Annotated in this window: 16 protein-coding genes; 5 read left to right on the forward strand and 11 right to left on the reverse strand. The window is 61.9% G+C overall.

The annotated features are described in order from the left end of the window. Window positions 1-27: 27 nt before the first annotated feature. From N2600_RS08780 to N2600_RS08795, 4 genes are read right to left on the reverse strand one after another with little or no spacing between them, the layout of a single operon-like run. Window positions 28-588, reverse strand: coding sequence for a GNAT family N-acetyltransferase (locus N2600_RS08780; RefSeq protein ID WP_017963991.1), 561 nt, complete (start codon window positions 586-588; stop codon window positions 28-30). Between the two features lie 5 nt (window positions 589-593). Further along, entirely contained in the window at window positions 594-1463 is an 870-nt protein-coding gene (gene sseA, locus N2600_RS08785; protein WP_260298620.1) for a 3-mercaptopyruvate sulfurtransferase, read from the reverse strand. A gap of 18 nt (window positions 1464-1481) precedes the next feature. Further along, on the reverse strand, window positions 1482-2219 hold the full coding sequence (locus N2600_RS08790; protein ID WP_260298621.1) for an alanyl-tRNA editing protein: 738 nt from the start codon (window positions 2217-2219) through the stop codon (window positions 1482-1484). Between the two features lie 6 nt (window positions 2220-2225). Next, the gene (locus N2600_RS08795; RefSeq protein ID WP_222281114.1) at window positions 2226-3263 is read right to left on the reverse strand and encodes a cysteine synthase A; all 1038 of its coding nucleotides are present in this window, start codon (window positions 3261-3263) and stop codon (window positions 2226-2228) included. Window positions 3264-3488: 225 nt separating this feature from the next. On the opposite strand from N2600_RS08795, the gene N2600_RS08800 reads away from it, so the two are divergent. Continuing rightward, complete coding sequence (locus tag N2600_RS08800; RefSeq protein WP_260298622.1) at window positions 3489-4148, forward strand: ChrR family anti-sigma-E factor; 660 nt, start codon at window positions 3489-3491, stop codon at window positions 4146-4148. A gap of 98 nt (window positions 4149-4246) precedes the next feature. Further along, complete coding sequence (locus N2600_RS08805; protein ID WP_260298623.1) at window positions 4247-5080, forward strand: SDR family NAD(P)-dependent oxidoreductase; 834 nt, start codon at window positions 4247-4249, stop codon at window positions 5078-5080. 133 nt (window positions 5081-5213) lie between these two features. Here N2600_RS08805 and N2600_RS08810 read toward each other — a convergent pair whose 3' ends face one another. Next, window positions 5214-5540 carry a hypothetical protein gene (locus tag N2600_RS08810; protein WP_170261348.1) on the reverse strand — a complete coding sequence of 109 codons (327 nt, stop codon included), beginning with the start codon at window positions 5538-5540 and terminating at the stop codon, window positions 5214-5216. Window positions 5541-5744: 204 nt separating this feature from the next. Between N2600_RS08810 and N2600_RS08815 the strand changes: the two genes are divergently transcribed. Both N2600_RS08815 and N2600_RS08820 read left to right on the forward strand, forming a co-directional pair. After that, complete coding sequence (locus tag N2600_RS08815) at window positions 5745-6062, forward strand: hypothetical protein (protein WP_260058237.1); 318 nt, start codon at window positions 5745-5747, stop codon at window positions 6060-6062. A 116-nt stretch (window positions 6063-6178) separates the two neighbouring features. Further along, window positions 6179-6856 (forward strand): HAD family hydrolase, encoded by a 678-nt coding sequence (locus N2600_RS08820; protein ID WP_260298624.1) that lies wholly within the window; start codon window positions 6179-6181, stop codon window positions 6854-6856. A gap of 37 nt (window positions 6857-6893) precedes the next feature. Here N2600_RS08820 and N2600_RS08825 read toward each other — a convergent pair whose 3' ends face one another. The 6 genes from N2600_RS08825 to N2600_RS08850 form a co-directional block, all read right to left on the reverse strand. Next, a complete protein-coding gene (locus N2600_RS08825; protein ID WP_260298625.1) occupies window positions 6894-9551 on the reverse strand; it encodes a nitrate reductase in 2658 nt (885 codons plus the stop codon). Next, complete coding sequence (nirD, locus tag N2600_RS08830) at window positions 9552-9902, reverse strand: nitrite reductase small subunit NirD (RefSeq protein WP_026154121.1); 351 nt, start codon at window positions 9900-9902, stop codon at window positions 9552-9554. Window positions 9903-9906: 4 nt separating this feature from the next. Next, window positions 9907-12357: a nitrite reductase large subunit NirB gene (nirB, locus tag N2600_RS08835; protein ID WP_170261353.1), complete on the reverse strand. Its 2451-nt coding sequence runs from the start codon at window positions 12355-12357 to the stop codon at window positions 9907-9909. 17 nt (window positions 12358-12374) lie between these two features. Continuing rightward, window positions 12375-13643: an MFS transporter gene (locus tag N2600_RS08840; RefSeq protein WP_260298626.1), complete on the reverse strand. Its 1269-nt coding sequence runs from the start codon at window positions 13641-13643 to the stop codon at window positions 12375-12377. 479 nt (window positions 13644-14122) lie between these two features. After that, complete coding sequence (locus N2600_RS08845) at window positions 14123-15403, reverse strand: CmpA/NrtA family ABC transporter substrate-binding protein (protein ID WP_260298627.1); 1281 nt, start codon at window positions 15401-15403, stop codon at window positions 14123-14125. Window positions 15404-15437: 34 nt separating this feature from the next. Next, complete coding sequence (locus tag N2600_RS08850; RefSeq protein ID WP_032982374.1) at window positions 15438-16025, reverse strand: ANTAR domain-containing response regulator; 588 nt, start codon at window positions 16023-16025, stop codon at window positions 15438-15440. 334 nt (window positions 16026-16359) lie between these two features. On the opposite strand from N2600_RS08850, the gene N2600_RS08855 reads away from it, so the two are divergent. Next, a complete protein-coding gene (locus tag N2600_RS08855) occupies window positions 16360-18192 on the forward strand; it encodes a TRAP transporter large permease (protein WP_260298628.1) in 1833 nt (610 codons plus the stop codon). Window positions 18193-18200: the final 8 nt, after the last annotated feature.

Here is an 18200-nt window from a genome sequence, read left to right on the forward strand (position 1 = left end):
GTCTCCACTTACGTCGGGAAAAAGCCGTCAGCTTTTCCGCGCAATCTCCAGAAGCTCCTTGTCGCTGAGAGGCCGGACGATGCCGGTGCCGGTCGAGACGGGGGAGAAGCCGTACATCTGGTAGAGCTGCAGCGCGCGCGGATGGTCGAGATTGTTGGTGGTGGTGGTGACCCGCTTCGGATTGAGCGACCAGATGGCATAGAGCGCCTGCAGCAGGAACCATTTGCCGATGCCGAGACCGAGCGCGTGTTCGATCAGCCCGAAATGGCTGAGCTCGATCATATCTTCGTCTTCGCAGAAATATTCGTAGAAGCCGGCGGGCGCGCCGTTCACGTAGAGAACGCTGATATTGTTGCGCTTGTCGTTCAGTGTCTCGGCAAGCTGCTCGTCGCTCATGCGCAACCGATCCACCCATTGCCATCGCGCACCCACCTGCCGGTAGAGATACCGGTAGAAGGGCAATGGGATCTCGGGAGCGCGCATGATCGCCGTCTGGATATTGACGGGCACCGGCATGCTCGCCTTCGGCGGCGCCGTCATTTCGAGCCGGGTGATATGAGCTTTCAGCGAAGCGGGTGTCTTCCCCATGGCGATCAGGCTTTGACCGGCGTCGGCGGACCGGTGACGATGGGCGTATCGTCATGGCTGCCCCATTCGCTCCACGAGCCGTCATAAAGCTTGTTATCGCGATGGCCGAGCGATTCCAGCGCCAGCGTAATGATCGCGGCGGTGATTCCCGAGCCGCAGGAGGTGACGACAGGCTTGGAAAGATCGATGCCGGCATCCTCGATCGTCTGCTTGAGTTCGGGCAGCGACTTGAAACGGCCCTGGCTGGCAAAGACGCCGGAGGGCAGGCTGCGGGCGCCGGGCATATGGCCGGAACGCATGCCGGCGCGCGGCTCGGGTTCGACGGCTGCGAAGCGGCCGGCGCTGCGGGCATCGGCGATCTGCATCGCGCCACTGGAGACGATATCGCGCATCCTATCGAGCGTCACCACGCGGCTTTCGTCGAAATTCGGCGTAAAGGTCGCCGATGCAAGATTGGGTGCTGCGGTTTCCAGCGGACGGCCCTCGGCCTTCCATCCGTCGAGACCGCCATCGAGCACGAAGACGTTTTTCGCGCCCATCACCCGGAACAGCCACCAGACGCGCGGCGAGGCGAACAGGCCGATACCGTCATAGACGACGATCCGATCATTCTCGCTGATGCCGAGCCGGCCGACTTCGGCGGCGAAATAATCGGGCGAGGGGATCGTGTGCGGCAGCGATGTGGATTGGTCGGCGATCTTGTCCTGATCGAAGCGGATGGCGCCGGGAATATGGCCGGCCGCATATTCGGCATCGGCATCGCGCTTCTGCGCCGGCAGATAGAAGGAGGCGTCCAGCACGCGCAGGTCGGCTTTGCCGAGCTCGGACTGCAGCCAGTCGGCCGAAACGACGAAACGGCTCTTGGTCTCACTCATGATGGTCTCCCTTGATGGTCAGGCTTCGTCGCCGGGCGTGCCGAAGCGGATGCGGAAGCGCCGGTTCTCTTTGCCCTTCTTCTCGATTTTGGCGATATGGATCTGGCCGACTTCCTGAGTCTCGGAAACATGTGTGCCGCCGCAGGGTTGGCTGTCAATCGAGGAGTTCTCGCCGATGCAGACGAGGCTGACGCGCCCAAGGCCTATCGGCGGGCGCACGTTCTTCGATTTGACGATGTCGGGATTGGCCACAAGCTCCTCGTCGGTGATCCATTGCAGAGTGACCGGATGGTTCTGCTCGACCAGTTCCATCAGCTTGGCCGTCACCGCGTCCTTGTCGATCGTCTCGATCATGTCGAAGTCGACGCGGCTTTCCTCCTCGCCGACAGCAGCCCCGGTGATCGGATAGGAGCAGACGACGGAAAGCAGGTGGCAGGCCGTGTGCATGCGCATCAGCCTGTAGCGGCGCGGCCAGTCGACGTGCAGCACCAGCGCCTCGCCGACCACGGGCCGCAGCTCGTTTTCGAGTGGCACATGGATGATGACATCTTTGCTTGGACCATGCTTCGTCTGGCCGAGCGCGATCTTGGTGCCGTCGGCCCGTTCGAGCAGGCCGGTATCGCCAGGTTGGCCGCCCGATGTCGCATAGAAGCAGGTCTGGTCCAGTTCGATGCCCCCGTCTTCGTGAACGGCGGTGACGATCGCCTCGCACGTCGAGAGATAGAAGTCGTCGCGGTAGAGGGCATTGACGGGCATGGGGTCTCACACGGGCTCGTAGGGAACGTGGATATCGGGCGACTTGGCCATCCAGCCCGGAACGGGCAGTCCCTTAGACCTCAGGAAATCCGGGTTAAAGAGTTTTGACTGATAGCGGTTGCCGTAATCGCAGAGGATCGTCACCACCGTGTGACCAGGTCCGAGATCCCGGGCGAGATTGACCGCACCGGCAATGTTGATCGCTGTCGAGCCGCCGAGGCAGAGGCCCTCGTTCTCGACGAGGTCGAAGAGATAGGGAAGCGCTTCGGCATCCGGGATCCGGTAGGCATAGTCAGGCGTGAAACCCTCGAGATTGGCGGTGATGCGACCCTGGCCGATGCCCTCGGTGATCGAGGATCCCTCGGATTTCAGCGCGCCGTTCTGATAGAATTCGTAGAGTGCGGCGCCGTCGGGATCGGCGATGCCGATTTTGACGTCTGCCTTGAAAGCCTTGAGGCCGGCAGCCACTCCTGCCAGCGTGCCGCCGGAGCCGACGGAGCAGATGAAGCCGTCGACCTTGCCGTCGGTGTCTTTCCAGATTTCCTTGGCGGTCGTTTCGACATGCGCCTGACGGTTGGCGACGTTGTCGAACTGGTTTGCCCAGATCGCCCCGTTCGGCTCGGTCTTCGCCAGCTGCTCTGCCAACCGCCCGGATACCTTCACGTAGTTGTTCGGGTTCTTGTAGGGAACGGCGGGCACCTCGACGAGTTCGGCGCCGAGCAGCTTCAGGGCGTCTTTCTTTTCCTGGCTCTGCGTTTCCGGGATGACGATGACGGTGCGATAACCGAGCGCCTTGGCGACCAGCGTCAGCCCGATGCCGGTATTGCCGGCCGTACCCTCGACGATGACGCCGCCCGGGCGAAGCAATCCCTTCCGCTCTGCGTCCCGAATGATGTAGAGCGCGGCGCGATCCTTTACCGACTGGCCGGGGTTCAGGAACTCCGCCTTGCCGAGAATGGTGCAGCCGGTCATCTCTGAGGCGCCCTTGAGTTTGATCAGGGGCGTGTTGCCGATGGCTTCGAGGACGGAAGGGTGGAAGGTCATGGAATCTGCCTCTATTCGAACTCTTACTTTAGGAACGGTCTTTTCCCTTCACAAGGCTGAGTTGGCAAGAAATGCTATTCCACGCCTCTGGCGGACACGATAAAATTTGCTTTCCTCCCCCGAAATGACGCACAGCCCGCAATCCCGTCGTGTGAGGGGTGATCCGAAGATTGACTTTCCCCGTACGGATGACGACAAAGCGAAAACGGAGCGCGGCAATAGGGCGTGACCGAAACCGACATGGTTCACGAGCAAATCGACACGATTGATGCATTGATGGCGCATTATGTTGCCGGCTCCTTGCCCGAGCCGGCGCGTGTGCTGGTCCAGGCTCATCTCGAAATGAAACCGGACAATCGCAGCCTGGTGAACAGCCTCGAGCTGCTGACAGGCGAAGCTCTGGAAAACGCGCCCGAAGCCGCCATTGCCGATCGCGACGGGCGGCTTGCGGCGATCTTTTCCTCTGCGTCTTCCATCCCGGCGCCACGGACGGCCGCGCGACCGGAAAACGCGCTGTTTCCGCAAGCGTTGCGCGCCCTCTTGGGTTTCGAGGCCGAGGATGTGCCCTGGCGCCGGCGGTTGCCCGGTTTTAAGGAATATTCGCTCTACATGGACGGCTGCGAGGTCAGCCTGATGTGGATCCGGCCTGGCCGCGCCTTGCCGGCGCACACCCATAAAGGCATGGAACTGATCCTCATTCTCGACGGCGCCTTCAACGATGAACGCGGCCATTTCGGTCCCGGCGACATCTCCATCGCCGACGAGATGGTCGACCACCGGCCGATTGCCGAAAAGGACAGGCCGTGCATCGCCTTTGCGGTCTCGGACGGACCGGTCAAGCTCACCGGATCCTTTCGTCAGATGATCGGCGACCTGATCGGCTGAAAGCAGCCACAATGATGTGATAGAGCCGTAAATCCGGAGGGGTTGAGGAACTTCCGGACCTGTTTTCGCATTGATCAGGCAGCCCGGAGGAACATGTCATGCGTGATTTCATTGCCCATCCCGAACATGGAATCGTCTGGCTTTCGGGCGCAAGTTCAGGCATCGGCAGGGCGCTTGCGTTAAAGCTCGCCGGCGAAGGATACAAAGTCGCCGTCACCGCCAGAAGCCACGAAAAGCTGGTCGAACTGCAAGCCGAGGCCAATGGCCTTTCGGGCAGTATCATTGTGCTCGACGGCGACGTCACCGATGCCGAGGACATGGAACATGTCATGGCCTCGATCGAATACGAGCACGGCACGCTCGCCATGGCGATCCTCAATGCCGACGTCTACCTGCCTGTTCATGCCGAGGATCTGAACCGCGCCGATTTCGAGAAGAGCTTTGCCGTCAACCTCTCCGGCGTCGTCAACTGCCTGCTGCCGGCGATCCGCCATATGAAGGCGAAAGGGCAGGGACAGATCGCCATCGTTTCCTCCGTCACCGGCTATGGCGGCTTGCCGACGGGGGCCGCCTATGGCGCGACCAAGGCGGCGCTGATCAATATGGCCGAAAGCCTGAAATTCGATCTCGACAAGATGGGCATCCGCATCCAGCTCGTCAGTCCGGGCTTCGTCGACACGCCGGCGACGCGGAAGAATGCATTTCCGATGCCGGCTCTGATATCGGTAGAGGAGGCCGCCCGGGAGATTGCCGCCGGGTTGAAATCTCAGGCCTTCGAGATCACGTTTCCGAAGCGCTTCACCACCATGCTCAAGCTGGCGCGCCTGCTCCCCTATGGCGCTTATTTCACGCTGGTGAACCGCGTGACCGGCTGGCGGGAGCGGCCGCCATTGGCGGGTCGCCATCCGGTGACACCGCATGCGGCGGAATGATCGGCGCGAGAATACGACCTGGCGCATATCGACATTGCGGGCACGGAGGCCGGCCTCGTTTCCTCCGGCGGGTGTCGGCGACATGAAAAAGGCCGGCGTGAACCGGCCTTTTCTGAGAGCAGCAGTCTGTCGCTTAGTTGTCGTATTCGCGGCAGGCTTCGCTGATCGATGCGCCGCTCTGGCCGCCGCGCGTGTCGACACCGGACATCTGTTGCGGCATGCCGGGGCATTCCATCGTCTGCGGTCGTCCAATGCTCTGTGTCGTCGTTGGATCGACCGGCGAGACAGGTACCGGACGAAAGCCGTTGTCATCGTTGGTGTAGTCGGATGAATAGGTACCCGATCTCGGATCGGTCGAGCCGCCATTCGTCGGCCCGATTGGATCGGGGTTCGACTGGGCAAAGGCTGACGACGCCATGCCGATCGCAAGCAGCGAAGCGGCGATAAGGGACTTAGACATGGGATATCCTCCTTGGATTTTCATCTTGGATGACCCAGGGGTAACTGCCTGATGGAATCATTGTTCCGAAAAAAACTGCATTCAAGCCTCGCGGCATACCAGCATGGTTATGCGTAAACCTTAACGGGCGATGTCGCTGGATCGGCGCCAGCGCATGTCTTACTTGCATGCGGAGATACTAAAAAACCGTGGCATGAGGCCGCTATGTTCATCTCCTTTCGCGAAGCCGCAGATCTCGGTTTCCAGATCGTACTTGCACTCACCTTGACGATGAGTGGCATTGTGGTCTCCTCCTACGCCGTCAGGAATGACAAGGCTAAAATTTCAGCGCTCGACGTCAGCCGTCCCTCGCTCTGGACCGCGGCTCCGATGCACGTCGATCCGGCTACGCAGGCCTACGTGCGCTCCGATGCTTCGGCCGCACTGGAACTCGCCGATGGTGCTGATGACCTGTGCAACGACCCGATCGGCCTCCGGCTTTCCTGCGACTTGATCGTCACCTCCGGTACTGCGGCTTTCTAGGCAAAGGCGATCGGGAGGCGTCATCGCCATTCCCGAAAGCTTGCAAAACCCAATGATTTGCCGTCTGATCGCGATAGCGACCACCGCCCGACCCTTTCCCTGAAGGATTCAGCCTTTTGTCTATGCCGATGCCCCGCGGCTTCGAGAAGCCCTATGCCGCCTTCCTGTTCGATATGGACGGCACTATCCTCAATTCGATCCTTGCAGCCGAGCGCGTTTGGAGCGACTGGGCAAGGCGTCATGGGCTCGACGTCGCCACCTTTTTGCCGAAGATGCATGGATCGCGCGGCATTGACACGATCGCCCGGCTGAACCTGCCGGGAGTTGATCCCGAACATGAATCGAAGCTGGTGACCGAGGCCGAAATCGCCGATGTCAGCGACGTCGTGGCCATTCCCGGCGCCGCGACGTTCCTGAGCTCGCTGCCCCCGGATCGCTGGGCGATCGTCACCTCCTCGCCGTTGCGCCTTGCTCGCCGGCGGCTGGAGGCGGCAGGCCTGCCGGTGCCGAGATTCATGGTAACGGCGGAGGACGTGAAGGTCGGAAAACCCGACCCGCAATGTTATATTCTCGGCGCCGAACGCCTCGGCGTCAGCACGCAGGATTGCCTGGTGTTCGAGGATGTCGCAGCCGGCATCACCGCCGGCGAGGCGGCAGGTGCCGATGTCATGATCATCACGGCAACACATCACCAAAAAATGGAGACGCCGCACCCGACCCTCTCATCCTATGACGAGATCTCGGTCCGCATCTCCTCCGATCACAGGATGCTGATCGTCCCGAACGCGGCCTGAAGGTGCCCCGATCGCGTCCTGCTTGCTTTTGCGCGGTTCACTCCGCGGCTGCGGCAAGACAGCGATCGATGATGCTGCCGATTTCGCTGCGGCAGGAGCCGCAATTGGTTCCAGCGCTGGTTTCCTTGCCGACCGCCTCGACGCTGTGACATCCGCCGCGCACGGCAGCAGCGATCTGGTTGACCCCGACACTGAAGCAGGAGCAGACGGTGGCGCCTGGATCCGGCCTGCCTGCGCCGGGGCGACCCGCAACGAGCGCAAAGCGCTTCCTGAGGTCGCCATGCGAGGCGGAGAGCTGCGAGATCGCCCAGTTGCGCGCGACGGCGACGGGCTGGCGTGCCAGAAATAGCGCCGCAAGCAGGACCTCGCCATCGAAGAAGGCGAGCCTGAGGTCGCCGGATTGCCGGTCGGCATAACCAAGCGGTTCGATCTCGGCCGGAATGGCGAAAACCGCGCGGCACCAGGCCGTCCAGTCTTCGACGTTTTCGCCGAAGGCAAGCTCCAGCCGCCAGCCGCCGGCGGCTTTTGCCAGCGCCCAGTAGGCGGCGTCAGGTGTGGCAGGTTTTGTGGCGGAGACGGCGAAACCGTAGTGGGTGGCGCGAAACGGCCGGACGGCGACAGCAACGTTCTTCGACGCCGGTTGACCGGAAATGGGGTCCGTTACCGGCGCGACCACGGCGTCGATCCGTGCTCTTGCGGCGAACTGGTCGTTCCAGTGCATCGGCGCAAAGATGCCGCCACGGGCCTGGCGATCGGTGACCAGCGCCCTGACGATTACCTTGCCGTGCGGGCTGTCGATTTCGACGAGGCCCGCACTTGATATACCGGTCTCGATCGCGTCGCGCGGATGGATCTCGGCAAAGGGTTCGGCGATATGGGCGGAAAGCCGCGCGCTCTTTCCGGTTCGCGTCATCGTGTGCCACTGGTCGCGGATGCGCCCGGTATTCAGCGTAAAGGGGTACTCGGCATTGGTGCGATCCGTTGCGGGCGGTTTGACCGCGACGAAGCGCGCCTTGCGATCGGGGTGGAAGAAACCACCTTCGGCGAAGAAGCGGGTGATGCTTGGTTCTGTCCCTGCCGCCTGTGGCCACTGAAAGGGCGACAGTTCGTCATAGGCGCCGCCGCTCATGCCGGCGCGCGCGCCGATGTCGAAATCGCGGTTGCCGTTATTTTCGAAGGCGGAAAGCGCGGCGTGTTCGTCGAAGATTGCGGCCGGCGCATCAAAATCGAAGGCCTCGGCAAATCCCATGCGGCGTCCGACTTCCGCAAGCTGCCACCAGTCGGCCCTTGCATCGCCGGGGATGTCGAGAAACGGTCGTTGCCTTGAAATGCGCCGTTCGGAATTGGTGACGGTGCCGTCCTTCTCGCCCCAGCCGAGTGAGGGCAGACGCACATCTGCGTGCCGGGTCGTATCCGTCTCTTTCAGGATGTCGGAGACGACGACGAAGGGACAGGTGGCGATCGCGCTTTCGACGCTGTCGGCATCCGGCATCGAGACGACGGGATTGGTCGCCATGATCCAGAGCGCCTTGATGCGTCCGTCGGCCACGGCTTGGAACATGTCGACCGCCTTCAGGCCGGGCTTCGCGGCGATGACGGGCGAGTTCCAGAAGCGCTGCACGCGATCCCGGTCTTCGGCATTCTCGATCGCCATATGGGCGGCAAGCATATTGGCAAGACCGCCGACCTCGCGCCCGCCCATGGCGTTCGGCTGGCCGGTCAGCGAAAACGGTCCCATGCCGGGGCGGCCGATGCGGCCGGTCGCCAGGTGGCAGTTGAGGATGGCATTGACCTTGTCTGTGCCGGAGGAGGATTGGTTGACGCCCTGGCTGTAGCAGGTCACGACCTTCGGCGTCGTCTCGAACAGGCGGAAGAACTCCCTGATCTGCATGGCCGGCAGGCCGGTCCGTTCCAGAAGATCGTTGATATCAAGCGCGGCGGCGGCCGCAAAAGCGTCGCCGAAACCTTCGGTGTGGGCGCCGATATAATTCTGGTCGATTGCCGGACTGGTCGCGAGATGGGCAAGCAGTCCCATGAACAGCGCGACGTCGCCATCAGGACGGATGGCGAGGTGCAGGTCGGCGATGTCGCAGGTCATCGTCCGGCGCGGATCGATGACGACGATCCGCATGTTTGGGCGCGCTGTCTTTGCGGCGGCAAGCCGCTGATAGATGACGGGATGACACCAGGCGAGATTGGAGCCGGTCAGGACCACCAGATCCGCAAGTTCGACATCCTCATAGGTCCCGGGCACCGTATCGGCGCCAAAGGCGCGGCGATGCCCCGCCACGGAAGACGACATGCAGAGCCTTGAATTGGTGTCGATATTGCCGGAGCCGATGTAGCCCTTCATCAGCTTGTTGGCGACATAGTAATCCTCGGTCAGCAACTGGCCGGAGACGTAGAAGGCAACGGCGTCAGGCCCGTGTTCGGCGATCGTTTCAGAAAAACGGCGGGCGACCAGATCAAGCGCCTCGTCCCAGCCGCTCCGTTCGCCTTCGATTTCGGGATGGAGAAGCCGGCCGTCGAGATCGATGGTTTCGGCAAGGGCTGAACCCTTCGAGCAGAGTCGGCCGAAATTCGACGGATGCTCCGGATCTCCTTTGACGCTGACTGCGCCTGCCTCGTCGACCGAGGCGAGAACGCCGCAGCCGACACCGCAATAGGGACAGGTGGTCTTGACCTCAACCGCCATCTATTCCGCCGCCATCATCAGGCTTTCCACGGCGATGAACAGCCTGCCGTCTTCGTTCAGCACCGGTATCGTCCGGACTTCGCCTTCGTCGGCGCCGAGCGCTTTGCCGGTTTCCAGTGAGATCACCCAGTTGTGCAGCGGGCAGGTAACTGACTTGGCATGGACGATGCCCTGGGAGAGCGGGCCGCCCTTGTGCGGGCAATGATCCTCGATGGCGAAGACCTCGTTTTCGGCCGTGCGGAAGACGGCGATCTTGCCCTGCGGCGTCTTCACGCAGCGCGCCCCGCGCAGCGGGATGTCGGAGATGTCACCGATTGGATGCCAGTTTTCATTGGGCCAGTTCATGTCCATCTCCTTATTCTGCAGCCTGGGGATAGCCGATTGTCGCCATCGGCTTGAACTCATGCTTGTCCTTACCGGAAACACGCTCCGACCAGGGATCGACCTGGGCAAATTTCTGGGAGAAGACGAAGCGGTCGTAATAGGCTTTGCGCTTTTCGGCATCGCCCATGATCTGGCGGCGAATTTCCTCCAGGCCGATGCGCTTTGCCCATTTGTAGATGCGCTCGAGATAACGGGCCTGCTCGCGATACATCTGCGTCAGGGCCACGATATGCTCCAGTGCCTCGTCCTCGGTTCGGACAAGCCCAAGGACCTCCGTGCCCTTGATGTCGAGGCCGGCCGCACCGGCGAAATGGATCTCGAAGCCGGAATCCACGCAGATCACGCCGATGTCCTTGCAGGTTGCTTCCGCGCAGTTGCGCGGGCAGCCGGAGACGGCCATTTTCAGCTTGGCCGGCGTCCAGGAGCCCCACATGAACCTTTCGATCCGGATACCGAGGCCGGTGGAATCCTGCGTGCCGAAGCGACACCAGTCCGAGCCGACACAGGTCTTCACGGTGCGCAGACCCTTGGCATAGGCCTGGCCGGAGACGAAGCCGGCTTTGCCGAGGTCGGCCCAGACGGCGGGTAGGTCTTCCTTTTCGATGCCGAGCAGGTCGATGCGCTGGCCGCCGGTGACCTTCACCATTGGGATCTCGAACTTGTCGACGACATCGGCGATGGCGCGCAGCTCGTTCGAATTGGTGACGCCGCCCCACATGCGCGGAACGACGGAGTAGGTGCCGTCCTTCTGGATGTTGGCGTGCACGCGCTCATTGATGAACCGCGACTGGTAGTCATCGGCATATTCATCCGGCCAGTCGCAAACGAGGTAATAGTTGAGCGCCGGCCGACATTTGGCGCAGCCGCAGGAGGTCTTCCATTCGAGCTCCTGCATGACGGCAGGAATGCTCTTCAGCCCCTTGGCTTTGATCAGCCGGCGAACATCGTCATGGCCGAGTTCGGTGCAGGTGCACATCGGCTGGACCGCAGCCGGATTGTAGCTGTCGCCGAGCGTCAGCGCCATGAGTTGTTCGACGAGGCCGGTGCAGGAGCCGCACGAGGCGGACGCCTTCGTGTGGGCGCGCACGTCGTCGAGCGACGTTAGCCCCTTGCCTGATATCGTCGAGGTAATTTTGCCCTTGCATACGCCGTTGCAGCCACAGATCTCCGCGTCATCCGGCAAGGCTGCAACGGCCGCCATAGGGTCCAGCGGCGACCCTCCCTGATAGGCCTGTCCGAAGATCAGCGTCTCGCGCATCTCCGAAATATCGGTTGCCTTCTTTTTCAGGTCATTGAACCAGGCGCCGTCGGCGGTCTCGCCGTAAAGCACGGTGCCGATGATCTTGTTGTCTTTCAGCACCAAGCGCTTGTAGACGCCGGCGCTGGCATCGCGCAGCACGATCTCCTCGCGGTCGTCGCCGTCGGCGAAATCGCCGAGTGAATAAAGCTCGATGCCGGTGACCTTGAGCTTGGTCGGCGTATCCGCATGAACGAAGGCAGGCGAGCGATCGCCGGAGAGATGCGAGGCGGCGATACGGGCCATTTCATAGAGCGGCGCAACGAGGCCATAGACCATGCCGCCGACTTCGGCGCACTCGCCGAGTGCAAGAATATCGCCATCCGAGGTCTGCATGCCGGAATCGACGACGATGCCGCGGTTGACGGCAAGGCCGGCGTCTTTCGCCAGACCGACGCTGGGGCGAATGCCGACGGCCATCACGACCAGCGTTGCCGGGATGATGCGGCCGTCGTCAAGTTCGATGCCTTCGACCTTGCCATTCCCGACGATCGCCTTGGTATTGGCCTTGCAGATGACCTTGATGCCGCGCTCCTCGACGGCCTTCTGCAGCAGATAGCCGGCGGCGGGGTCGAGCTGGCGCTCCATCAGTGTCGGCATGACATGCAGCACGGTGACGTCCATGCCGCGCTGGGCAAGGCCGGCCGCTGCTTCGAGGCCAAGCAGGCCGCCGCCGATGACGACAGCCTTTTCGCGCGACTGAGCGGCAAGCAGCATCGCTTGCACGTCGTCGAGATCGCGGTAGGTGATGACGCCGGGCAGATCCTTGCCGGGAACAGGAATGATGAAGGGCACGGAACCGGTTGCGATCACCAGCTTGTCGTAGCTTTCGGTGACGCCGTGGTCGGAGGTCACGGTCTTTGCGGCGCGATCGATGTTGACGATCTTGTGGCCCTTGTAGAGCATGATGCCATGCTTGATGTACCAGCCGTCGCCGTGAATGATGATCTGCTCGTAGTCCTTTTCTCCTGAGAGAACCGGCGACAGCATGATGCGGTCGTAATTGACGCGCGGCTCGGCATTGAAGATCGTAACTTCATAGCGACCCGGCGCCTGCTCGAAGAGGTGCTCCAGCATGCGCCCGGGCGCCATGCCATTGCCGATGATGACAAGTTTTTCGGTCATATTTCCAGGTCCTTGGATCAGGTTGCAGCCACGGGCGCCGAGTGCCCTTGGCGCGACAGTTGCTTGACGGACAGGTGCATCCAGATGAGAGAGATCACAACGATTGCAAAGAGCAGCAGGAAACAGCTGGACCAAAGGCCGGTCATGTCCTTGAGGAGGCCAAAGGCGATCGGAAGGATGAAGCCGCCAAGGCCGCCCATCATCCCGACGATGCCGCCGACGGCGCCGACGTTTTCGGAGTAGTAGGCCGGAATGTGCTTGTAGACGGCAGCCTTGCCGAGGCTCATGAAGAATCCGAGCACGAAGATGACGACGATGAAGATGACGGGGGTGATGCCGAACGCGGGACCCGTCCCGGTCCCAGAGGCAGCCGGCAGCGAAAGAATGAGGGTGGCGACGGCCGACACGGCAAGCATCGTGTACATCACGCTGCGGGCGCCTTTCTTGTCCGACAGTACGCCGCCGAAGGCGCGGAAGATGCTGCCCGGGATGGAGTAGGCGGCCGCGATCATGCCGGCAGTTTCCAGGTTGAAGCCATAGACGCCGACCAGGTAGCGCGGCAGCCACAGCGATAGGGCGACGAAGCCTCCGAAGGCGAAGAAATAGTAGAGCGAAAAGCGCCAGACCTGAACGTTCTGCAGCGGCGCGAATTCCTCGGCAAAACTCTTGCTGGCGGCGCGGCGTTCGCGGCGGAGACGGTAGGCCGGATCATCGGTCGTGGTGAACCAGAAGACGATTGCCATCAGTGCCAGACAGACGGCCCAGATCTCGGCAACCGCCTGCCAGCCCCATGCGAGCAACACGAAGGGGGCGGCGAATTTGGTCACAGCCGCGCCGACATTGCCGGCACCGAAGATGCCGAGCGCGGTTCCCTGCTTTTCCGCGGGGAAGAAAGGCGAGACATAGGCGACACCGACCGCAAAGGAGCCGCCGGCGAGGCCGACGCCGAGCCCGGCGATCAACATTTGCGTATAGGTCTGGGCGTAGGAGAGCAGGAAGGTCGCCAATGCGGCGGCCAGCATGGTGAGCGTGTAAACGAGACGGCCGCCGTAGCGCCCGGTCCAGATGCCAAGAACGATGCGCACGAGCGAACCGGTAAGGACGGGGGTGCCGACCAGCAACCCGAACTCGGCCTCGTTCAGCCCGAGATCCTGCTTGATGCGAATGCCGATGATCGCGAAGATCGTCCACACGGCAAAACAGAGGGTGAAGGCTACAGTGGAGATCCACAATGCCTTGGCTGGTTCGCCGGCCGACATGGGTTGTGCTTTCTCGATGACAGACATAACTTCTCCGGGGCCCGACAAGGTCGTGCCGATCCATCGCTGAGGGTTAAAACAAAAAGCCGCTGGTCAGGACGCGCATACACGAGGTGCGCGAAATATCCTGATCAGCGGCTTTGCTGGTGGCGCCCGCCGTTGGACGCCGAATATGTGGCCTTCTGGCCCATTTGCCTGGACGCAATCCTTACGCCAGATTGCTCAGGCTAAAACCTACCTCTTCATCTGAAGAGTAATCTCTGTGTCTTCCGTGAGCGTCTATCGCACGCTCATTCTGCGCTGATCGCCATTGACCGGTGCAATAGAGGCAATGCAAACTGCGTGCCAGTTTGGTGTCCCTCATGCAAGTTGCTGAATATAAATGACGTTTTCTGAAATGTGTCGGCTGCTTGTTTTTCAGGCCGCCACCCAATCATGCAAATATTTTGTGCGCTTGTCGTGAGGCGGGCAGATGCGTGCTGGCGTTTTGTGCAGGCCGGCATCGGTTATACCTCGTCGCTACAATCGAAGGGGAGGGCGCTTTTGACGGCAAAACCTGCGACATAGTCCGGCAGCCTCGCGGGGTCGAAGACGTGGCCGTCCATGAAACGGTCGCCCTCGTCACTGCCTTCGATGCGGATATCGGCATCTTGCGGTGCGTTGCCGTCGCCGAGAGCCGTGCGATAGAGATCCGGGCGGTAGGCGGATGCTGCGGCCCTGGCCATGTTAAGGCTGACCTCGGCCTGTCCCCAGCGGATCATCTGGCTGTAAATCCACAGCGCATGGCTTGGTCGGGGATAATTGGCGAAGCCGGAATGGAACATGAAATAATCGGTGATGATGCGGCGGTTACCTTTTGCGTCGAGGCTGAATTCGCCGGCGAGTACACGCCGAATGATCTCGACGGGGGCAGCGATATAGCGCGGGTCGGCAAGAGCTGCCGCCAGCGCGTCATGATTTTCCGGCCGGTCGCACCAGCGGGCTGCCGCGTCGAGCGCCACGATCAGCCTGGAAACGGTTTCCGGATGGCTTTCCGCCCAATCCGGCCGCATGCCGATTACCTTTTCCGGCGCCGACGGCCAGATGTCCTGCTTGGCGGCGACGATGCGGCCGACGCCGCGCTCCGAAGCGACCATGTTCCACGGCGCGCCGACGCAGAAACCGTCGATCGCACCGGCTGCCAGTGCATCCGAAGTCATGGGCGGCGGGACGACCACGAGCTTGACGTCCTTGTCGGGATCGATGCCGCCGGCTGCCAGCCAGTAGCGGAATTCGTAATTGTGCGAGGAGAAGGGATAGGTGACCCCGAAAGTCGGCAGCGGCTCGCCGCGCGCCCTCATTGCCGCCAATGTTTTTGCCAGGGCGCGGGCATTGTCCAGCGCGCTTGCCGTTTCCTGCAATTCCGCGTCATCGCGCATCCTGTCGAAGAGCCGCGTCGACAGCGTAATCGCATTGCCGCCGCGCCCCAGCGAAAACGGCGTGATCGTCGGCGAGGGATTGGAGCCGAGACCGAGCATAGAGGCCACCGGCATCGGCGACAGCATGTGGGCAATGTCGAACTGGCGGAATGCCAGGCGGTCGCGCACATTCGCCCAGGAGACGTCCTTGACGAGATCGAGCGTCAGGCCTTCCTTCCGCGCGAAGCCGAATTCCGCCGCCGCAATCAGCACCGATGCATCGACGAGCGGAATGAAACCGACCCGCAGTACTTTCGGCCCTTCGTTGTTCACCCGCACGGGCGAGGGCATGTCGCCGCCGGAGTTGGAGGTCGTTGTCATCATATCCACTCCGGTTTCCTCCGGAAATTCATCAGGTCGGCCATTACATCAACAGCCCCGCGGCGGTGACGACGCTCTGGGCGATTTCCGACATCTTCTTCTTTTCGTTCATCGCTGTCTGGCGCAGCAGGGCGAAAGCCTCTTCCTCCGACAGGCCGCGCATCTTCATCAATATGCCCTTGGCGCGCTCGATGAGCTTGCGTTCCTCGAGCGCGGAGCGGGCATCGGCAAGCTCCCGCCGTAGCCGGTTGAAGGCATTGAAGCGGCTGACGGCCATGTCGAGGATCGGTTTGACGCGTTCCTTCTTCAATCCGTCGACGATATAGGCCGAGACGCCGGCATCGACAGCTGCCTCGATCGAGGCTGTGTCGGAGCGATCGACGAACATGGCGATCGGGCGGCTGACCGTGCGCGTCAGCTGGAACAGATGCTCCATCATGTCGCGGTTGGGATTCTCGATATCGATGATGATCACGTCTGGCATCAGCGTTTCGATGATTCGCGCGATGCCGTTGACCTCGTGGACCACGGTGACGCGCACATGCCCTGCCTCGCGCAGTCCTTCTTCGATGATGGAGGCGCGTATGGCATTTTCGTCGATCACCAGAATTGTCAGATCGAGATGCGTCATTGTTCTATTCATGACGCACTGCAGCAATTTTGGCAAGCGCGCCCGCCTTAAAAGTGTGCATAAATGCCTGCGCACAAAAAATAATCAAACTGCCGCTTTTAGGCGCAGTTGTAGTCCCGCCTGCATTCTAGTCCGATCAATGGCTGACGTCGATCTTTTGTCTTTTCCTGCATGCGGCTGCTTGAGGAAGTCTTTTGTTTCAGCGAAAAGGTGCAGCCGCGGTTTGGTCTCGGCAGGGAGTCTCGAAGGCTCGCAATGACACCCGGTCGATACTCGTCGATCGTGATCTTTTGATTGTCAGGACGCCTGATCCTCAGGGCGGAAGGTAAGTTGAGTGGCTACCGGCGAAGTTCATCCGATTGAACAGACTACTCCGGATGACCGCATCGCGGCGCGCGCGCTGAGGCTGGTCGAAGCGGTTCTCGGCATTGCGGCGGCACTCGTTCTCGCGGTGCTGCTCTTCATGGTGCTGGTCACCGTCTGCCTGCGTTATTTCTTCAGCGCCGGCTTCATCGGCGCCGAGGATCTCGGCATCTGGCTGCAGGTGGGCCTGATCGCGCTCGGCGCGCCGCTTAGCCTCAACAGCGCGCTTGCCATGCGCCTCGACGTCTTCGTCAAGATGCTGCCGGAGAGCCTGCAGAAGGTCACGCCGATCGGCGCCGATGTGTTCACCGTGCTTTCGGCGCTGATCCTGAGCTTCGGCGGCAGCGAGATCATGACGATGCTTGGCGGCGTCTCGCCGACGCTCGGCGTACCGGAATGGATCCGCTTCGGTTTCCTCGGCGTCGGCGGCGCGCTGATCCTCGTCGTGCTGCTTCTGCAGCGCATCGCGGAAGGCAAGATCCTGGCGGTTTTGCTCTCGCTTGCCGTCGGCGTCGCGCTCTATGCCGGCATTCCGCATGTCGCGCTCGATCTCGACTGGCCGCCGAGCATTTTTCTCGGACTGATCGCCGCGGTCGGCCTCGTGCTTGCTGCGCCGCTGCCGCACGCCTTTCTTGCCGCAGCCTATGTCGTCATCGCCTTCGGCAGCAGCCTGCCGGAGCCGGCGATCGTTTCCGCGACCGTCACCGGCATCTCGAAATTCCTGCTGCTTGCCATTCCCTTCTTCCTGCTCGCCGGCGGCCTGCTGACGGCCTCCGGAGTCGCCAACCAGCTCGTGCGCTTCGCCGCCGCCATGGTCGGCCATCGCCGGGCCGGACTGGCGCAGACGACACTTTTGACCAGCGTTCTCTTTTCCGGCGCCTCCGGCTCGTCGGTTGCAAATGCCGCTTTCGGCGCATCGACCTTCCAGCCCGAGCTGGTCAAGCACGGCTATCCCAAGGCGCAGGCAGCGGCGATCATTGCCTCGACATCGGTTCTCGACAATGTCATCCCGCCGTCGATCGCCTTTCTCATTCTTGCGACGGCCACCAATCTTTCGGTCGGCTCGCTGCTCGTCGGCGGCTTCTTTGCCGGCGGCCTGATGGCCATATGCCTGGCGGTCGCTATCCATCTGACCGTGCGTGAGCGGGTGCCTTTGCCGCGCGCAAATGCGAAACAGCGCTGGCAATCGGCGGTCCAGGCGATTCCGGCTTTCGGGCTCGGCGTCATCGTTGTCGTTGGCATCCGCATCGGTATCGTCACCACCACCGAAGCCGCCGCTGTTGCTGCTTTCTACACGTTGCTGCTCGGCATCGGTGCGCGGCTCGGCATTCTCTCGCTCTATGCCGCCTTTCGCCAGGCGGCCGTTGAAGCGGCGGCGATCGGTCTCCTCATCGGCACAGCCGGCCCCTTTGCCTTCCTGCTGGCGGTCGACGACGTGTCGGGGCTGATCTCGCATCTGACGACGGCGCTCGGCGGAAGCGCGCTAGCGGTCATCCTGCTGTCGAACGTCATCCTGCTGGTCGCTGGCCTGATTCTCGACATCGGCGCCGCGATCCTGCTCTTCGGTCCGATCCTGCTGCCGGCAGCGGTTGCCGCCGGCATCGATCCCATTCAGTTCGGGGTGATCATCGTCGTCAACCTGATGATCCACGGACTGACGCCGCCGCTTGGCATGCTGATCTTCGTCGTCAGCGGCGTCACGCGCGTTCCCGCCTCGGAGCTCTTTCGGGCGGTGATTCCCTATCTGCTCGCTCTCCTGGTCTCGCTCGCAATCCTCTGCGTCTGGGCCATTATCTTCTCGTAAACAGGACA

It is taken from the genome of Rhizobium sp. WSM1274, from assembly GCF_025200775.1.
Lineage (GTDB): Bacteria > Pseudomonadota > Alphaproteobacteria > Rhizobiales > Rhizobiaceae > Rhizobium > Rhizobium leguminosarum_I.